The organism is Ruegeria sp. B32 (assembly GCF_025141855.1).
GTDB lineage: Bacteria > Pseudomonadota > Alphaproteobacteria > Rhodobacterales > Rhodobacteraceae > Ruegeria > Ruegeria arenilitoris.
Map to the genome: position 1 here is coordinate 962,406 of NZ_CP081106.1, position 15,844 is coordinate 978,249.

General features: G+C 60.3%; 16 protein-coding genes. 13 read left to right on the top strand and 3 right to left on the bottom strand.

Annotation, left to right across the window (positions count from 1 at the left end):
- The first annotated feature begins 1 nt into the window (after position 1).
- From nuoL to K3752_RS05025, 6 genes are read left to right on the top strand one after another with little or no spacing between them, the layout of a single operon-like run.
- Entirely contained in the window at positions 2–2,128 is a 2,127-nt protein-coding gene (gene nuoL / locus K3752_RS05000; protein WP_170525318.1) for an NADH-quinone oxidoreductase subunit L, read from the top strand.
- Complete coding sequence (locus K3752_RS05005) at positions 2,128–3,669, top strand: NADH-quinone oxidoreductase subunit M (RefSeq protein ID WP_260065318.1); 1,542 nt, start codon at positions 2,128–2,130, stop codon at positions 3,667–3,669. Before nuoL ends, K3752_RS05005 begins: the two co-directional genes overlap by 1 nt.
- 15 nt (positions 3,670–3,684) lie before the next feature.
- The gene (gene nuoN / locus K3752_RS05010; RefSeq protein ID WP_093964920.1) at positions 3,685–5,127 is read left to right on the top strand and encodes an NADH-quinone oxidoreductase subunit NuoN; all 1,443 of its coding nucleotides are present in this window, start codon (positions 3,685–3,687) and stop codon (positions 5,125–5,127) included.
- A 54-nt stretch (positions 5,128–5,181) separates the two neighbouring features.
- Entirely contained in the window at positions 5,182–5,931 is a 750-nt protein-coding gene (locus K3752_RS05015; protein ID WP_170434742.1) for a biotin--[acetyl-CoA-carboxylase] ligase, read from the top strand.
- 11 nt (positions 5,932–5,942) lie between these two features.
- Positions 5,943–6,722, top strand: a complete 780-nt coding sequence (locus tag K3752_RS05020; protein WP_093964922.1) for a type III pantothenate kinase — start codon at positions 5,943–5,945, stop codon at positions 6,720–6,722.
- Positions 6,719–8,386 (top strand): ribonuclease J, encoded by a 1,668-nt coding sequence (locus K3752_RS05025; RefSeq protein WP_260065322.1) that lies wholly within the window; start codon positions 6,719–6,721, stop codon positions 8,384–8,386. The genes K3752_RS05020 and K3752_RS05025 overlap by 4 nt, the downstream gene beginning before the upstream one ends.
- Before the next feature lie 6 nt (positions 8,387–8,392).
- Here K3752_RS05025 and K3752_RS05030 read toward each other — a convergent pair whose 3' ends face one another.
- Both K3752_RS05030 and K3752_RS05035 read right to left on the bottom strand, forming a co-directional pair.
- A complete protein-coding gene (locus tag K3752_RS05030) occupies positions 8,393–9,094 on the bottom strand; it encodes an NUDIX hydrolase (RefSeq protein ID WP_260065324.1) in 702 nt (233 codons plus the stop codon).
- A 24-nt stretch (positions 9,095–9,118) separates the two neighbouring features.
- A complete protein-coding gene (locus tag K3752_RS05035) occupies positions 9,119–9,517 on the bottom strand; it encodes a DUF983 domain-containing protein (protein WP_170528011.1) in 399 nt (132 codons plus the stop codon).
- A 218-nt stretch (positions 9,518–9,735) separates the two neighbouring features.
- Here K3752_RS05035 and K3752_RS05040 point away from each other — a divergent pair, with 218 nt between their 5' ends.
- From K3752_RS05040 to K3752_RS05055, 4 genes are read left to right on the top strand one after another with little or no spacing between them, the layout of a single operon-like run.
- Entirely contained in the window at positions 9,736–10,203 is a 468-nt protein-coding gene (locus K3752_RS05040; protein WP_260065326.1) for an EF-hand domain-containing protein, read from the top strand.
- A gap of 6 nt (positions 10,204–10,209) precedes the next feature.
- Positions 10,210–10,824 carry an RNA polymerase sigma factor gene (locus K3752_RS05045; protein ID WP_260065328.1) on the top strand — a complete coding sequence of 205 codons (615 nt, stop codon included), beginning with the start codon at positions 10,210–10,212 and terminating at the stop codon, positions 10,822–10,824.
- Positions 10,817–11,170, top strand: a complete 354-nt coding sequence (locus K3752_RS05050; protein WP_254429904.1) for a hypothetical protein — start codon at positions 10,817–10,819, stop codon at positions 11,168–11,170. The genes K3752_RS05045 and K3752_RS05050 overlap by 8 nt, the downstream gene beginning before the upstream one ends.
- A complete protein-coding gene (locus tag K3752_RS05055; protein WP_170365902.1) occupies positions 11,167–11,637 on the top strand; it encodes a periplasmic heavy metal sensor in 471 nt (156 codons plus the stop codon). Before K3752_RS05050 ends, K3752_RS05055 begins: the two co-directional genes overlap by 4 nt.
- 5 nt (positions 11,638–11,642) lie before the next feature.
- On the opposite strand, the gene K3752_RS05060 is transcribed toward K3752_RS05055, so the two are convergent.
- Complete coding sequence (locus K3752_RS05060) at positions 11,643–13,043, bottom strand: diguanylate cyclase (RefSeq protein ID WP_260065332.1); 1,401 nt, start codon at positions 13,041–13,043, stop codon at positions 11,643–11,645.
- 88 nt (positions 13,044–13,131) lie between these two features.
- Here K3752_RS05060 and K3752_RS05065 point away from each other — a divergent pair, with 88 nt between their 5' ends.
- The 3 genes from K3752_RS05065 (at position 13,132) to K3752_RS05075 (ending at position 15,814) form a co-directional block, all read left to right on the top strand.
- Positions 13,132–13,416 carry a DUF3572 domain-containing protein gene (locus tag K3752_RS05065; protein WP_093964931.1) on the top strand — a complete coding sequence of 95 codons (285 nt, stop codon included), beginning with the start codon at positions 13,132–13,134 and terminating at the stop codon, positions 13,414–13,416.
- A 26-nt stretch (positions 13,417–13,442) separates the two neighbouring features.
- Positions 13,443–14,135 carry an HAD family hydrolase gene (locus tag K3752_RS05070; RefSeq protein WP_260065335.1) on the top strand — a complete coding sequence of 231 codons (693 nt, stop codon included), beginning with the start codon at positions 13,443–13,445 and terminating at the stop codon, positions 14,133–14,135.
- A 119-nt stretch (positions 14,136–14,254) separates the two neighbouring features.
- On the top strand, positions 14,255–15,814 hold the full coding sequence (locus K3752_RS05075; RefSeq protein WP_170357356.1) for a trimethylamine methyltransferase family protein: 1,560 nt from the start codon (positions 14,255–14,257) through the stop codon (positions 15,812–15,814).
- Positions 15,815–15,844: the final 30 nt, after the last annotated feature.

Here is a 15,844-nt window from a genome sequence, read left to right on the forward strand (position 1 = left end):
CATGGAAACCACAATCCTCTTTGCCCCGCTCGTGGGCGCGCTGATCTGCGGCTTTGGCTGGAAGTTCATAGGCGAAAAGGCCGCGCTGTGGACGGCGACGGGTCTGCTGTTCCTGGCCTGTTTGCTGTCGTGGATCGTCTTCTTCAGCTTTGACGGGCAGACCCAGCAGATCGAGATCATGCGCTGGATCGAGAGCGGCTCGCTGTCGACCTCGTGGGCCGTTCGTCTGGACCGGCTGACCGCCATCATGTTGATCGTCGTCACCACCGTTTCGGCGCTCGTGCACCTTTATTCGTTCGGCTATATGGATCACGACCCGCAGTGGCGCGAGGGCGAAAGCTACAAGCCGCGCTTCTTTGCATATCTGTCCTTCTTCACCTTCGCCATGCTGATGCTGGTGACGGCCGACAACCTCGTACAGATGTTCTTCGGCTGGGAAGGCGTGGGCGTCGCGTCGTACCTGCTGATCGGTTTTTACTATCGCAAACCCTCGGCCAATGCGGCGGCGATGAAAGCGTTCATCGTCAACCGTGTGGGCGACTTCGGCTTCGCGCTTGGGATATTTGCGCTGTTCTTCCTGACCGACAGCATCAACTTCTCGGATATCTTTGCTGCGGCACCCCAACTGGCGGAAACGCAACTGACCTTCCTGTGGGGCGAATGGACCGCGATCGAGGTCATCTGCGTGCTGCTGTTCATCGGTGCGATGGGCAAATCTGCGCAGCTGATCCTGCACACCTGGTTGCCGGACGCGATGGAGGGCCCGACGCCCGTGTCGGCGCTGATCCACGCGGCCACCATGGTTACGGCCGGTGTGTTCCTGGTTTGCCGCATGTCGCCGCTGATGGAGTTCGCACCAGGAGCAACCGGGTTCGTCACCGTGCTGGGAGCGGCCACCGCGTTTTTTGCCGCTACCGTGGGTTTGGTGCAGACGGACATCAAACGCGTGATCGCCTATTCGACCTGCTCGCAGCTGGGCTACATGTTTGTGGCCGCGGGCGTGGGCATGTATTCGGCGGCGATGTTCCACCTGTTCACGCATGCCTTCTTCAAGGCGCTCTTGTTCCTGGGGGCGGGTTCGGTGATCCACGCCATGCACCACGAACAGGACATGATGAACTATGGCAACCTGCGCAAGAAGATCCCCTATACCTTCTGGGCGATGATGATCGGCACGCTGGCCATCACCGGTGTAGGCATCCCGCTGACCACGATCGGCTTTGCCGGTTTCCTGTCCAAGGACGCCATCATCGAAAGCGCCTATGCCGGCGGGTCGGCCTTCGGGTTCTGGGCGCTGGTGATCGCCGCCGCGATGACCTCGTTCTACAGCTGGCGCCTGATCTTCCTGACCTTCTATGGCGAGGAGCGGGGCGACAAGCACACGCATGAGCACGCGCATGAAAGCCCGATGGTCATGCTGGTGCCGCTGGGTGTTCTGTCGCTGGGCGCCGTGTTCGCGGGCATGATCTGGTACAACAACTTCTTCGGTCACGCCGATCAGGTGGGCAAGTTCTATGGCATTCCGGTCGCCGAGGCGCATGCCGAGGCCGGTGACCACGCCGAGGCCGATGACCATGGCGACGACACGCATGCCACCGAGTCCCATGGCGAAGAGGCCGCGCACGGTGACAAGGCCAAGGGTGGGGATCACCACTATGCCTTCGTCGGCAAACCGGGCGAGGGCGCGCTGTACATCGCGCCGGACAACCATGTTCTCGACGACGCGCATGCGGCGCCGAAATGGGTCAAGGTCTCGCCGTTCATCGCAATGGTTCTGGGCTTTGGATTGGCTTACCTGTTCTACATCGTGAACCCGGCGCTGCCGGGGCGCCTGGCCGAGAACCAGCGTCCGCTGTACCTGTTCCTCAAGAACAAGTGGTACTTTGACGAAATCTACGACGCGATCCTTGTCAAACCGACCGTGGCCCTGGGCCGGTTCCTGTGGAAGGGCGGTGACGGCAAGACGATCGACGGTTTCCTGAACGGAGTAGCAATGGGCGTCGTTCCCTTCTTCACCCGCCTCGCAGGCAAGGCGCAGACGGGCTACATCTTCACTTACGCCTTCTGGATGGTTCTGGGGATAGCCGCCCTGGTCACCTGGATGTCGATCGGCGGAGGCGCAAACTGATGGACAATATCCTATCCATTGTAACGTTCATTCCGGCCATTTCCGCCGGTCTGATGGCGCTGTTCCTGCACGGCAACGATGTGGCCGCACAGCGCAATGCCAAGTGGATCGCGCTGGTTGCGACCACAGTGACCTTCCTTGTTTCGATCGGGATTTACACCGAGTTCGACCCATCGAACACCGGCTTCCAGATGGTGGAAGAGGGTCAGTGGCTGCTGGGCCTGAAGTACAAGATGGGCGTGGATGGCATCAGCGTTCTGTTCGTGCTGCTGACCACCTTCATCATGCCGCTGACCATTCTGGCCAGCTGGAACGTGACCGACCGGGTCAAGGAATACATGATCGCCTTCCTTCTGCTGGAAACACTGATGCTGGGCGTATTCATGGCGCTGGACCTGGTGCTGTTCTACCTGTTCTTCGAAGCCGGGCTGATCCCGATGTTCCTGATCATCGGGATCTGGGGCGGCAAGGACAGGATCTATGCCAGCTTCAAGTTCTTCCTCTACACCTTCCTCGGCTCGGTTCTGATGCTGGTAGCGATGGTGGCGATGTATGCGGATGCAGGCACCACGGACATTGCGGCGCTCATGACGCATCAGTTCTCGTCCGAGAGCTTCAGCGTGCTGGGTGTCCACATTGTCGGCGGTATGCAGACGCTGATGTTCCTCGCGTTCTTCGCGTCCTTCGCGGTGAAGATGCCGATGTGGCCCGTGCACACCTGGCTGCCTGACGCGCACGTTCAGGCACCGACGGCGGGCTCGGTTGTGCTGGCGGCAATTCTGCTGAAGATGGGTGGCTATGGTTTCCTGCGTTTCAGCTTGCCCATGTTCCCTGTCGGCTCGGCCGTGATGACCGATCTGGTGCTGTGGCTGTCGGCCATCGCCGTGGTCTACACCTCGTTGGTGGCGCTGGTGCAGGAGGACATGAAAAAGCTGATCGCCTATTCCTCGGTCGCGCATATGGGTTTTGTGACCATGGGCATCTTTGCGGCGAACCAGCAGGGCATCGACGGAGCGATCTTCCAGATGCTCAGCCACGGGTTCATCTCGGCCGCGCTGTTCCTTTGCGTCGGCGTGATCTACGACCGGATGCACACCCGCGACATCGAGGCCTATGGCGGCCTGGTGATCCGGATGCCGACCTATGCGTTGGTGTTCATGCTGTTCACCATGGCCAATGTGGGCCTGCCGGGCACCAGCGGGTTCATCGGCGAATTCCTGACGCTTATGGGCACCTTCCAGGTCAACACCTGGGTGACCGCAGTGGCGGCCAGCGGTGTGATCTTCTCGGCGGCTTATGCGCTTTGGTTGTATCGCCGCGTGGTCTTTGGCGACCTGATCAAGGAAAGCCTCAAGTCGATCACCGACATGAGCACTCGCGAGCGTCTGATCTTTGCGCCGCTGATCGTCATGACCATCCTGCTGGGCGTCTATCCGTCGCTGGTCACCGACGTGATCGGCAATTCGACCGCCGCGCTGATTTCGAACTATGACACGGCTCTGGCCGCGGCCGAGGCCGCGACCCAGGTCGCTTCGCACTAAGGGAGCTTTGGAGACATGATCCAGGCTGATCTCACTGTAATTCTGCCGGAAATCATTCTGGCGATCTATGCGATGGCGGCGCTGATCGGAGCTGTCTACACCAGCAAGGATGCGCTGGCTCCGGTTCTGGTCTGGACGACGGCCGGACTGATGGCGGCGCTGTCGTTCTGGATCGCGTCGAACGGCTCGGGGACCAACGTGGCCTTCAACGGCATGTTCATCGACGACGGGTTCGCCCGATTTGCAAAGGTCGCGATTCTGCTATCGGCCGCCGCGGTTCTGGTTATGAGCCAGGAGTACATGGCGCGCCGGAACCTGCTGCGTTTCGAGTATCCGTTGCTGGTGGCTTTGGCAGCGGTCGGCATGATGATGATGGTCAGCGCCGGCGATTTGATGTCGCTCTATATGGGTCTCGAGCTGCAGTCGCTGTCTCTGTATGTCGTGGCGGCCCTGCGCCGTGACAGCGCCAAATCGACCGAGGCGGGGCTGAAGTATTTCGTTTTGGGTGCGCTCAGTTCGGGATTGCTGCTGTTCGGCGCATCTCTGGTCTATGGGTTCACCGGTACGACGCTGTTCTCGGGCATCATCAACACGGTGCATCACGGCGATGTCTCGGTTGGGCTTCTGTTTGGCCTTGTTCTGCTGATCTCGGGTTTGGCATTCAAGATTTCGGCGGTTCCGTTCCACATGTGGACACCGGACGTTTACGAGGGCTCGCCCACTCCGGTGACGGCTTTCTTTGCAACCGCACCCAAAGTTGCAGCGATGGCCTTGTTCGCGCGCGTTCTGCATGATGCGTTCGGCGGTGCCATCGCGGACTGGCAGCAGGTGATCGTGCTGCTTTCGGTCCTGTCGATGTTGCTGGGGGCCGTGGCTGCCATCGGGCAGCGCGACATCAAACGGCTGATGGCCTATTCGTCAATTGCACATATGGGGTACGCGCTGATCGGTCTGGCCGCAGGCACCGAATTGGGTGTCAAAGCGATGCTGATGTATCTGGCGATCTATGTGACCATGAATATCGGCACCTTCGCCTTCATCCTGATGATGGAGCGCGACGGCAAGCCGGTGACAGACATCGACGCCCTGCGCCAGTATTCCAAGCGGGACCCGGGCAAGGCGCTGGCCGTGCTGATCCTGATGTTCAGCCTTGCCGGCGTACCGCCAATGCTGGGGTTCTTCGCCAAGTTCGGCGTCTGGCAGGCCGGTGTGCAAGCTGACCTGATTGGGTTGGTTATTGCATCGGCAATCGCCTCGGTGATCGGTGCCTTCTACTACCTGCGGATCGTCTTCTACATGTATTTCGGCGACGAAAACGAAGATCCGATCGAAACCCGCTCGACCCCGGTATTGTGGGTTGCTCTGATGGGGTCGGCCGCATTGATGTTGATCGGTGTGGTCTACCAGTTCGGGATCGAGGGCGCAGCGGCAGCCGCGGCGACGACGCTTGTCAACTGACCGTTTCAACAAAATCTGGAAAGGGGCTCGGCCATCAGGCCGGGCCTTTTTGGCATGAGCACCTGGCCCCAAGGATACGGTCTGCATATCCTGCAGGAAGTTGACAGCACCCTGAATGAGGCCGCGCGGATCGCACCCACTGCAACAGGTCCGGTCTGGATCATGGCGCATCATCAAACCGCCGCGCGTGGCAGGCGCGGCCGGGCGTGGTCCAACCCCCAGGGCAACCTGGCAGCAACCTTGTTGCTGCGGCCCGAGGGCAATCCAGAGCAGGCAGCCCTTCGCAGCTTTGTTGCCGCGCTGGCGCTTTTTGATGCCTGTGTTTCGGTCACCGGTCGCGCACAGGGGTTCGCATTGAAATGGCCGAATGACGTGTTGTTGAACGGCGGGAAACTGGCCGGCATCCTGTTGGAAAGCACGGGGCAGGGGCGCGACGTATCCCACCTTGCGATCGGCATCGGGGTGAACCTCGCAGACGCGCCTGATCCTGAGACAGTTGAGCAGGGAGCTCTGCGGCCCGTTTCGTTGTTGTCGGAAACCGGGGCTCAGGTGTCCGCCGAGGATTTTCTGACCGAACTCGCCGATGCCTACGCGAAGCTCGAAAACCAGTTTGTTACCTACGGGTTTGAACCGATCCGCAAAGCGTGGCTGGCCCGGGCCGCGAAGCTGGGCGAGGTGATTACCGCGCGCACAGGTGCTTCGGAAACCGTCGGGACCTTTGAAACGGTGGACGCGGGCGGCAACCTTGTCCTAAACACCGCCAAGGGCCGCGTCAGCATTCCGGCGGCAGACGTCTATTTCTGAAAGGGGCGCATATGCTTCTGGCCATTGACTGCGGCAACACGAACACCGTTTTCTCGATCTGGGATGGCGAGAAATTCCTGTGTACGCTGCGCACCTCGACCCATCATGCCCGCACGGCCGATGCCTATTTCACCTGGTACTCGACCCTGGTGAAACATTACGGGATCGAGGCTGACATCACCGACGTCATCATCGCCTCGACGGTGCCGCGGGTGGTGTTCAACCTGCGCGTCTTTGCCGACCGGTTCTTTGGATGCCGGCCGTTGGTGGTGGGCAAGCCCGATTGCGAGTTGCCGGTGGCGCCGCGCGTTGATGAAGGGACGATTCCCGGTCCGGACCGTCTGGCGAATGCGGCCGGTGCCTTTGATCGGCACGGCGGGAATGTCGTGGTGGTGGATTTCGGGACCGCCACGAATTTCGATGTGGTCGCCGCTGATGGCGCCTATGTCGGAGGAGTGATCGCCCCCGGCGTGAACCTCAGTCTCGAGGCCTTGCACCAGGGCGCTGCAGCTCTGCCGCATATCGACGTGACGCGTCCCGAGAAAGTCATCGGCACAAACACGGTTGGATGTATCCAGTCAGGTGTGTATTGGGGGTATTCCGGCCTCATCGAAGGTTTGATCGACAGGATCAAGGCGGAATACGGAATGCCCATGAAGGTCATAGGGACGGGCGGTCTTGCACCGCTGTTCGATCAGGCCGATGTGGGCTTTGATGCAATTGAAGACGATCTGACGATGCACGGGCTTACCGTGATCCATCGCTACAACAAGGATACTGGCTCGGCATGAGCAGCGAAAGACTGATCTACTTGCCGCTCGGCGGCGCGGGCGAAATCGGTATGAACGCCTATGTCTACGGCTATGGCAAACCCGGTCAGGAACGTCTGATCCTGGTCGATCTGGGCGTGACCTTTCCCGACATGGATACAACGCCGGGCGTCGATCTGATCTACGCCGACATTTCGTGGTTGAAGGAACGTGCGGATCGGCTTGAGGCGATCTTCGTCACCCATGCGCACGAGGATCACGTCGGCGCCGTGGCCCATTGTTATGAGGCCCTCGGCGCGCCGGTCTACGCGCGTGCTTTCACCGCAAATATCGCCCGCCGCAAAATGGAAGATGCCGGACATCCGCCCGAAGCCGTGCGCACCGTTTCCGCCTGGCCCGAGCAGATCAAGGCAGGTCCGTTTACGGTCGGGTTCCTGCCCGTTTCGCATTCGATCCCCGAGAGTGCGGCGCTGGTGATCGACACGCCGGCTGGCCGTGTCGTGCATACCGGTGATTTCAAACTGGACACCAATCCGGTTGTGGGCGAACCGTTTGATCCCGATCTTTGGGCCGAAGTGGCCAAGCCTGGGGTCAAGGCGTTGGTTTGTGACAGCACCAACGTGTTTTCCTCGCATCCCGGTCGCTCGGAGTCAGAGGTTGGGCCGGCCATCACCCAATTGGTCGAGGACGCGACCGGTATGGTGGTTGCAACGACCTTTGCGTCGAATGTCGCGCGGGTCAAAACGCTGGCCGAGGCCGGGCATCGGGCGGGTCGTTCGGTGGTTCTGTTGGGCCGGGCCATGCGCCGCATGATCGAGGCCGCGACCGAAACCGGTATCTTGTCTGATTTTCCGCGCGTGATCAGCGCTGAGGAAGCCTTGGATCTGCCCCGCCAGAACCTGATGCTGATCGTCACCGGCAGCCAGGGTGAGCGCCGCGCGGCCAGCGCGCAGTTGGCGCGCGGCAAATACCGGGGGATCGAGCTGAAGGATGGCGACCTGTTCCTTTTCTCCTCGAAGACCATTCCGGGGAATGAACGCGGTGTGATCCGCATCATGAACCAACTGAGCGAAAAAGGCGTCGACGTGGTCGATGACAGCGCTGGCTTGTACCACGTTTCCGGCCACGCCAACCGCCCTGATCTTGAGCAGATGCATGCCTTGGTCGATCCTCAGATCGTCGTTCCAATGCACGGTGAACACAGGCATCTGCGGGAACACGCCAAGCTGGCCGAGGCCGCAGGTCGTGCCGGTGTCCTGGCGGTCAATGGCACGATGCTGGATCTGTCGGGGAACGCGCCCGAGGTCGTGGATTATGTCGAGACCGGCCGGACCTACCTGGACGGTTCCGTCAAGATTGGCGCGCTGGACGGTGTGGTGCGGGACCGTATCCGCATGGCTCTGAACGGGCACGTGACCGTAACTGTCATCCTGGACGAAGACGATGAGCCACTGGGCGAACCTTGGTGCGATACCATGGGGCTGCCGGAAACCGGCGTGTCGCGGGCCGGATTGATCGAGGTGCTGGAAGAGGACCTGAACCAGTTCCTGATGCGGGCTGAGGTCAAAACGCTGCGGGACGATGACAAGCTGGAAGAAGCCATGCGTCGCATCGTTCGACAAAGTGCACAGATCGAAATCGGCAAAAAGCCCGAAGTCACAGTTGTAATAAGCCGAATGAAATAAGGCGGCTCAGTCTGTTTCGGGCATCGGGTGGCCCTTGAGACGCTGGAACAGACTGGCTTCTTCGTTGTTCAGAAAGAACGGCACGGAGTCGGGGGGCGTTGTATCTGATACGCGCGCCTCGACTTCCGACAGAACAACCTCGGTGATGAAGGGCAAGTCGAACTCCCGCGCCTGTTCCAGCGGAATCCACTGTAGATGTGACAGTTCATCCGAGGCCTGACTGAAATCGTCCAGATCATCGGCAATGGCATCTGCGTCCAAAAGGAAAAATCGGGCGTCGAACCGACGTGGGCGTCCGGGCGGGGTAACTGCGCGGAACACGAACTGCAGCGCTTCGGCCGACGGAATGTAGCCTCTTTCCGCGAAGCCGGTCCAGGCTTGTGGAACCGGACCCGGCCAGGTGTCGCGGACACCGAGGATAAAGCCGGTCTCCTCCCACAACTCGCGAATTGCCGCTGCCGCCAGTGGCACATGCAGTCCGGCAGGAGCCTGATCGCTCAGCCTTTGTTGGCAAATCTCGGGTACCGGAGTGGCCAGCGGAACTTGCGCGTCTTCAGCATCCACGGCACCCCCCGGAAACACGAACTTGTTCGGCATGAAGGCCGCCGCGGCACCACGTTGGCCCATCAGGATCGACGGGGTTCGAAAACGGTCGCGCAAAACGATGATCGTCGCGGCGTCGCGAATTGCGGATTTGTCCACGGTCATGAGAGGCTCAGCTGCATTGACGGGTCACTTGCTGTCGCCGAACCCGTGCATCTTCCGGGCCCATTGAAAGCCGACGACCGCTCCTTTGAGCCTGGGAAGAAGGAACAGCGACAGGGCAACGCAAGCTATCGAAAAGCCGATTGCCATGGCCCACGGAGACGGGCGCAGGCCGACGTATGTGACATGCAGCGCCGGAGCCAGAAGGTGTCCGACCAGCAGAATGGTCAAGTAGGCCGGCCCGTCATCCGCCCTGTGGTGAAACAATTCCTGACCGCAGTTTGCGCAGGTATCATTCACCTTCAGATAGCTGTGCAACAGCTTGCCTTTGCCGCAATTGGGGCATTTGCACCGGAACCCTTTCACGATGGCGGGCCACGTGGGGCGTTCCTCCTGAGAGAGGGTGTCGATGGTTTGATCTGTCATCTTGATACTCGCGCTCGGATTTCGGGGATATTGCGCTTGTTTCATCCCGCAGAAAAGGGGGGTGCGTCGCTTTGCACCGACCCTCTCGAAACTATTGACCGGAAATGCAGGTTTCAATGCCGGAAAAAAATTTGCGGACAGCGACGGAAACTCTGCCGGGCTGCGTTTGAATGAATGTAAGCAGCGGCACAGGGCCGCGACAACGAAGGAAACGAGCAATGAAGAGCGCAAAATTTATCTCGGCCATCATTCTGTCTGCAGTTGCCGTCACCGGGACGGCTGCGCTGGCCAAAGGACCTCGCGACCGTGAACCGGTCAGCTTTCAGGAGCTGGATGCCAACGGGGACGGCCAGGTGACCAAGGCCGAGATGGAGGCCCATCGCCTGCAGAAGTTCACCTCGGCCGATACCGACGGTGACGGAAAGATCAGCGTCGAAGAAATGCAGACCGAGGCTCAGAAGAAGGCAAACGACCGCGTTTCCGACATGTTCGAGCGTCATGATGCAGACAAAGACGGCTTTCTGACTGCGGACGAGTTGCCGAAACCGCGCCGGGCTGACAAGATGTTTGACCGCCTTGATGCGGATGGAAACGGATCTCTGTCCGAGCAGGAGTTCGCCAATGCACGGGATGGTATGGGTCGGCACCACAAGAAGGGTGACCGCCCGGACCCAGACAACAACTGACGCAGGATGAAGGACGTGCCGTCCTCTGCGCATACTGTCCGCGGCGACACGGTCGCCGCGGATGCCTGCAGCGACGACGTGTTGCTGAAACGGTTTGCCGAAGGCGACGCCCTGGCAGCACGCCTGCTGACCGATCGGTTGGGGCCGCGGTGTTATTCGGTTGCTCTGCGTATGTTGAACAACAGGGCAGAGGCCGAAGATGTAACCCAGGAAGCGATGCTTCGGCTTTGGAAAGTGGCGGGGGACTGGGTTCCGGGGCAGGCCAAGATCTCGACCTGGTTGTACCGCGTGGTCTTGAACCTGTGTGTCGATCTGCGGCGGAAGAAAACGGCAGGCACATTGGACGATGTCCCAGAGCCTGAGGACGACCAGCCCAGTGTCGTGGACCGAATGCAGCAAAACGCCCGCGTGGATGCGTTGCAAGCGGCCTTGGCACAATTGCCCGAACGGCAGCGCGAAGCTGTCATTCTCAGGCATATCGAGGAGTTGTCCAATCCGGAAATCGCGGGAATCATGAGGATTTCCGTAGAAGCGGTAGAAAGTCTTGTTGCCCGCGGAAAGCGGTCGTTGACGGCCATATTGTCAGGCCGTCAGGAAGAGTTGGGGTATGACCATGTCTGACCAAGATACAGAACTGGATCTTTTGTTTGCCGAGGCACGGCAGGCACATGTTGATCTGCCCGACGATTTGGCCGTTCGTATCCTGACGGATGCCGAGGCCATCCGGCTTGCGGCGACAAAAACAGCGAAACCCAAGTCACAGGGGTTTTTGGGCAATCTCGTTGCCGGTCTCGGGGGCTGGCAGGCGCTCAGTGGGCTTGCGGCGGCCAGCGTGGTTGGCGCATGGGTCGGTTTTGCCGCGCCGTCCTTTCTGCCGGACCCGGCAAATTACATAATGACCCAGGATGCATCCTACATGGTCGCCAATCTCGGTCTCGAGGCCGCGTTTCTGGAGGAAGCGGAATGAATGAAGACGTTAAACCCCCAAGGCGCTGGGTGCCTGTGCTATTGGTGGTATCCCTTGGCCTGAACCTGCTGGTCGCCGGGGTGATCATCGGGACTGCGCTGCGGTTTCACGGTGTGCGGGACGATGTTCCTCCCGGATTTGGACCTGCCCTGTACCGCGCTCTTCCTGATCCGGAACGCAAGGCGTTGAGAGGCGATCTGGCCGACAAGCATCGGCGCGGGGCCGAGAAAAGGTCTCGTGATTTCAAGGCGCTTGGCAAAGCGCTGCGGGCCGTTCCGTTCGACCGAGATGAAGTCCAGAACTTGCTGGAAGAACAAGCCCGGGCGAATGACGAAATCCAGGCGGCTCTGCAAGAGCAATGGCTGGCTCGGGTTTCGGCCATGTCCGACGAAGAACGAAAAGCTTATGCCGACCGCTTGGAAGACGTGTTGAAGCGGCGCCCGGATCCCAAGAAACGCAAGGACTGACCTGCTTAGGCCGCGTTCTGTTTCATCCACACTTGGTTCCGGCCGGCCTGCTTGGCCGCATAAAGCGCCTTGTCCGCGCATTTGATCAGGCTTTCGGCCGACAGTGAGCCGTCCGGAGGTGGGGAGAAGGGTGGCTCGCACACCTTCAGCCCGATGCTGACCGTCACCGGAAGCCGGGCAGGAATGTCCGGCAGGACGATCGGTACGCTGCTGACGCCGCTGCAGATATCGGCCGCCTTCCTGAGCGCCGTTTCGCGGGTCGCGTCTGGCAGTCCGAACAGGAATTCCTCTCCTCCGATGCGGGCGAGGAAACCGTCTGGTCCGAAAGCGCGTTTCATCCGTTTTCCGGCCTCGACCAAAACCCTGTCACCGGCACTGTGGCCGTAACGGTCATTGATGGATTTAAAGTGGTCCAGGTCGGCCAGCATGATCGCAAAACCCCGCTGTTTGTGCACCGAACTGTGCAGCAATTGGTCCATCGCGGTCTGTGCGAAACGACGGTTGTTCAGGCCGGTCAGCGTGTCGATCCACGATTCCTCAAGCCCACGGCGCAACGAGTCGCGCATTTGCTCGTCATGCGCCTTGCGTGCAATCAACGTCTCGACCCGAAGCGATACTTCGTCAGGGCAGAACCCTCCGAGGCAAATTGCATCGGCGCCGCGATCCAAGGCCTCGGCGGCAAGAGTGGCATTGTCATCGGGAATGATTCCGATCAGAGCGGTTCGCCGGGTGCCGGTGCGGGATTTGAGGTCGGCCAACATGTTCAGGCCGGATGGATCGCTGTTCAATTCGACAACAATCGCGTCAGGTATGGTGCCGGACAAGACTCCGCTGAGGTTGGGCAGGGTATGGCTGCACACCGAATGCTGCGTTCGTCCGTTCAGGGCCTTGTGCCACAGCGTGCGAGTACGTGCGGTGTGGGCCAAGACGGCGATCTGACCATGCCGCGCGGGCGTGATCATTGCTGCGGGGGCTTCGGCAAATCCCACGGATTGAGGGTTGCCACTGTTCTTCAGATCCTGAGTTTCCGCACGGGCGCGCAGCAGGCTTCGCACACGCGCCAGCAACAGCTTATCTTTGAACGGATAGGCCAGAACGTCATCCAGCCCCTCGGACAGGTTCCGCAGCCGGGCGGTCCGATCGTTCTGAGGCGCAATCGCGACCACAGGGACATCCTGCAGGGCCGGAACGGACAGCATCAGTCTTTTGACGTCGCCCGCGTCTCCGTCGGGTAGTGTCTGGGCCGTCAGCACCAGATCCGGCCGGGTCCGCCGCAGCAACGCCCCAAGACCAGCCAGCTTCTCGCCCTGCACGACATGATACCACGCCGCCGTCAGCTGCACCTTCAGCATGATGCGATTGGTCGAGACCCCGTCGAGGACAAGGATGGTTCCCTGCACGGACATTGTTTTCACCGTAGATTGCATGCCTTGCCAAAGTGTTTATGAGTCTGGTTAACAAACCCTTTCCAAATCTTCGAACCGGGGCCTGATCATGCCGATCTCTGCCGAATTCGCCGAAACTCTGGCCTTGAAAGCGCTTGGGTGGCTTGTTGGGAACGATGAATTGTTGCCTGTTTTCCTTGGTTCGACCGGCGCCTCGACGGATGACCTGAGGGACCGCGCCACAGAGCCCGAGTTTCTTGCTTCGGTGCTGGAATTTCTGATGCTTGACGATTCGTGGGTGTTGGCCTTTTGTGACGCAAACGCTGTCCCCTACGATCAACCGGCCCAGGCCCGAAGCGTCCTGTCAGGCGGCGCGGATGTTCATTGGACCTGAACGGGTCCGCGCAGGAGCAAGAATGCATGTCGATTGATGCGCTGGTTTTTGACAAGGACGGAACCCTGTTTGATTTCGCCGCCACGTGGGGGGCGTTCGGCAAGGCGGTGCTGCTGCGTCTGAGCGAGGGCGACAATGCGCGTGCGTCCGTGCTTGGAAAGAGCATTGGCTTTGACTTCGCGACAGAGACCTATTCCGAGGACAGTATCGTGATCGCTGGCACCGTCGACGAGGTCGCAGACGCCTTGTTCCCAGACCTTGACGGCTGGTCCCGCGAGGATCTGGTTCAGACCTTGAATGCGGCTTCTGCCCATGCGCCTCAGGTCGAGGCCGTTGCGCTTGCACCTTTTCTGAAATCCCTGAAAGACGCCGGCAAGAAGCTGGGTGTTGCGACCAATGACGGCGAGATGCCGGCGAAACGGCACCTGGTCTCGGTCGGAATCGAGACCTATTTCGATTTCATCGCGGGGTATGACAGTGGCCACGGGTTCAAGCCCGGGCCCGGCCAGCTGTTGGCCTTTGCCCAACATGTTGGCGTCCCACCGGACCGGATCGCCATGGTTGGCGACAGTCTGCACGATCTGGAGGCCGGTCGCGCCGCCGGCATGACCACGATCGGTGTTCTGACCGGATTGGCCCAGGTTGAGGATCTTGCACCGATGGCAGATGTCGTTCTTCCCGATATCAGCCACATCCCCGGCTGGCTGAACCTTCGTTAAAGCACCTTGCCTGAAAATCGGCGGTTCATGAGTTGAAACCGACCTTGGCTGTCGCAGACAGAGCGGCCAGAGGCCGGACTTCGGGTCTTGTTTGAGAGTAACAAACGCCGGAGGAACAGATGGCCGACACGAATACTCGCAAGCGCAGGGGTGGTGGACGCGCAGGCGCTGCAGCGCGCCGCGGTGCGGCAGTCATCGACCAGATGCCATGGAACCCGCCGATCAACATCGACCGGCCAACCGAACCGTTGGGCCCCGAGGGCGTCGAAGCCATCCATGACGGCGCCATGCGTATTCTCGAGGAAATCGGCATCGAGTTCTACAATCAGGAAGCCTTGGAGATCCTGCGTGAAGCTGGATGCATCGTCAACGGCGACAACGTGCGCATGGGTCGTGACTTCGTTATGGAAATGGTCGCCAAGGCGCCGTCGACCTTTACCATCACGCCGCGCAACCCGAACCACACGATCGAGATCGGCGGCAAGACGATGTTGTTCGGAAATGTCTCGTCACCGCCGAACTACTGGGACATGGAGATCGGCAAGAAGGTTCCCGGCAACCGGGAAATGTGCCAGAACCTGTTGAAGTTGACGCAGTATTTCAACTGCATCCACTTTGCCGGAGGCTACCCGGTCGAGCCGGTTGACCTGCACGCCAGCGTCCGGCACCTGGATGTCCTGTATGACAAGCTGACGCTGACGGACAAGGCGATGCATGCCTATTCGCTGGGCAAAGAGCGCGTCGAAGATGTCATGGAAATGGTGCGCATCGCAGGCGGTCTCAGCCACGAGGAATTCGAGGCGTCACCGCGCATGTACACCAATATCAACTCGACCTCGCCACTGAAACACGACCACCCGATGATCGACGGGTGCCTGCGGCTGGCCCGGCGGGGGCAGGCCATTGTCGTCACGCCTTTCACTTTGGCTGGGGCCATGGCCCCGGTGACGATGGCCGGGGCCGTTGCGCAGTCGCTGGCCGAGGCGCTGTGTGCGATTGCCTTGTTCCAGTACGTCCGGCCCGGCATCCCATGTGTCATCGGGACATTCACCTCGAATGTCGACATGAAGTCCGGTGCGCCCGCGTTTGGCACACCTGAATACATCCGGTCGACCCAGATGACCGGCCAGATGGCGCGGTTCTATGGGCTGCCCTTGCGCTCGTCCGGTGTCTGCGCGGCCAATGTGCCGGACGGCCAGGCCGTCTGGGAGACGTCGAATTCACTCTGGGCGGCGGTGCAGTCGGGGACCAACATGGTCTATCACGCAGCCGGATGGTTGGAGGGTGGCCTGATCGCTAGCCCGGAGAAGTTCATCATGGATTGCGAGATATTGCAGCAAATCCAAAGGTATATGCAACCTGAGATCTGCGCCACAGGCCCAGACGAAATCGCACTGGAAGCCATCCGCGCGGTCGGGAACGATGGGCACTTCTTTGGCATCCAACACACCCAGGATCGCTATACCACCGCGTTCTATCAACCATTCCTGAGCGATTGGAAAAACTACGAGGGTTGGGAAGTCGCGGGTGGGATCTGGACAGCCGAACGGGCGCATCTGATGTTCAAGGAGATCATCAACAGTTTTGAGGCTCCGCCGATGGATGAAGCCATCCGAGAGGAACTGGCTGACTTCGTCGCACGGCGCAAAGCCGAAGGGGGCGCGCCGACCGATTTCTGATAGCGCCCCACCGGGCAGGCAGCTGGAACG

Coding starts and splice junctions, on each gene's coding strand:
- nuoL (WP_170525318.1), top strand. CDS start 2: ATGGAAACCACAATCCTCTTTGCCCCGCTCGTGGGCGCGCTGATCTGC.
- K3752_RS05005 (WP_260065318.1), top strand. CDS start 2,128: ATGGACAATATCCTATCCATTGTAACGTTCATTCCGGCCATTTCCGCC.
- nuoN (WP_093964920.1), top strand. CDS start 3,685: ATGATCCAGGCTGATCTCACTGTAATTCTGCCGGAAATCATTCTGGCG.
- K3752_RS05015 (WP_170434742.1), top strand. CDS start 5,182: ATGAGCACCTGGCCCCAAGGATACGGTCTGCATATCCTGCAGGAAGTT.
- K3752_RS05020 (WP_093964922.1), top strand. CDS start 5,943: ATGCTTCTGGCCATTGACTGCGGCAACACGAACACCGTTTTCTCGATC.
- K3752_RS05025 (WP_260065322.1), top strand. CDS start 6,719: ATGAGCAGCGAAAGACTGATCTACTTGCCGCTCGGCGGCGCGGGCGAA.
- K3752_RS05030 (WP_260065324.1), bottom strand. CDS start 9,094: ATGACCGTGGACAAATCCGCAATTCGCGACGCCGCGACGATCATCGTT.
- K3752_RS05035 (WP_170528011.1), bottom strand. CDS start 9,517: ATGACAGATCAAACCATCGACACCCTCTCTCAGGAGGAACGCCCCACG.
- K3752_RS05040 (WP_260065326.1), top strand. CDS start 9,736: ATGAAGAGCGCAAAATTTATCTCGGCCATCATTCTGTCTGCAGTTGCC.
- K3752_RS05045 (WP_260065328.1), top strand. CDS start 10,210: ATGAAGGACGTGCCGTCCTCTGCGCATACTGTCCGCGGCGACACGGTC.
- K3752_RS05050 (WP_254429904.1), top strand. CDS start 10,817: ATGTCTGACCAAGATACAGAACTGGATCTTTTGTTTGCCGAGGCACGG.
- K3752_RS05055 (WP_170365902.1), top strand. CDS start 11,167: ATGAATGAAGACGTTAAACCCCCAAGGCGCTGGGTGCCTGTGCTATTG.
- K3752_RS05060 (WP_260065332.1), bottom strand. CDS start 13,043: ATGTCCGTGCAGGGAACCATCCTTGTCCTCGACGGGGTCTCGACCAAT.
- K3752_RS05065 (WP_093964931.1), top strand. CDS start 13,132: ATGCCGATCTCTGCCGAATTCGCCGAAACTCTGGCCTTGAAAGCGCTT.
- K3752_RS05070 (WP_260065335.1), top strand. CDS start 13,443: ATGTCGATTGATGCGCTGGTTTTTGACAAGGACGGAACCCTGTTTGAT.
- K3752_RS05075 (WP_170357356.1), top strand. CDS start 14,255: ATGGCCGACACGAATACTCGCAAGCGCAGGGGTGGTGGACGCGCAGGC.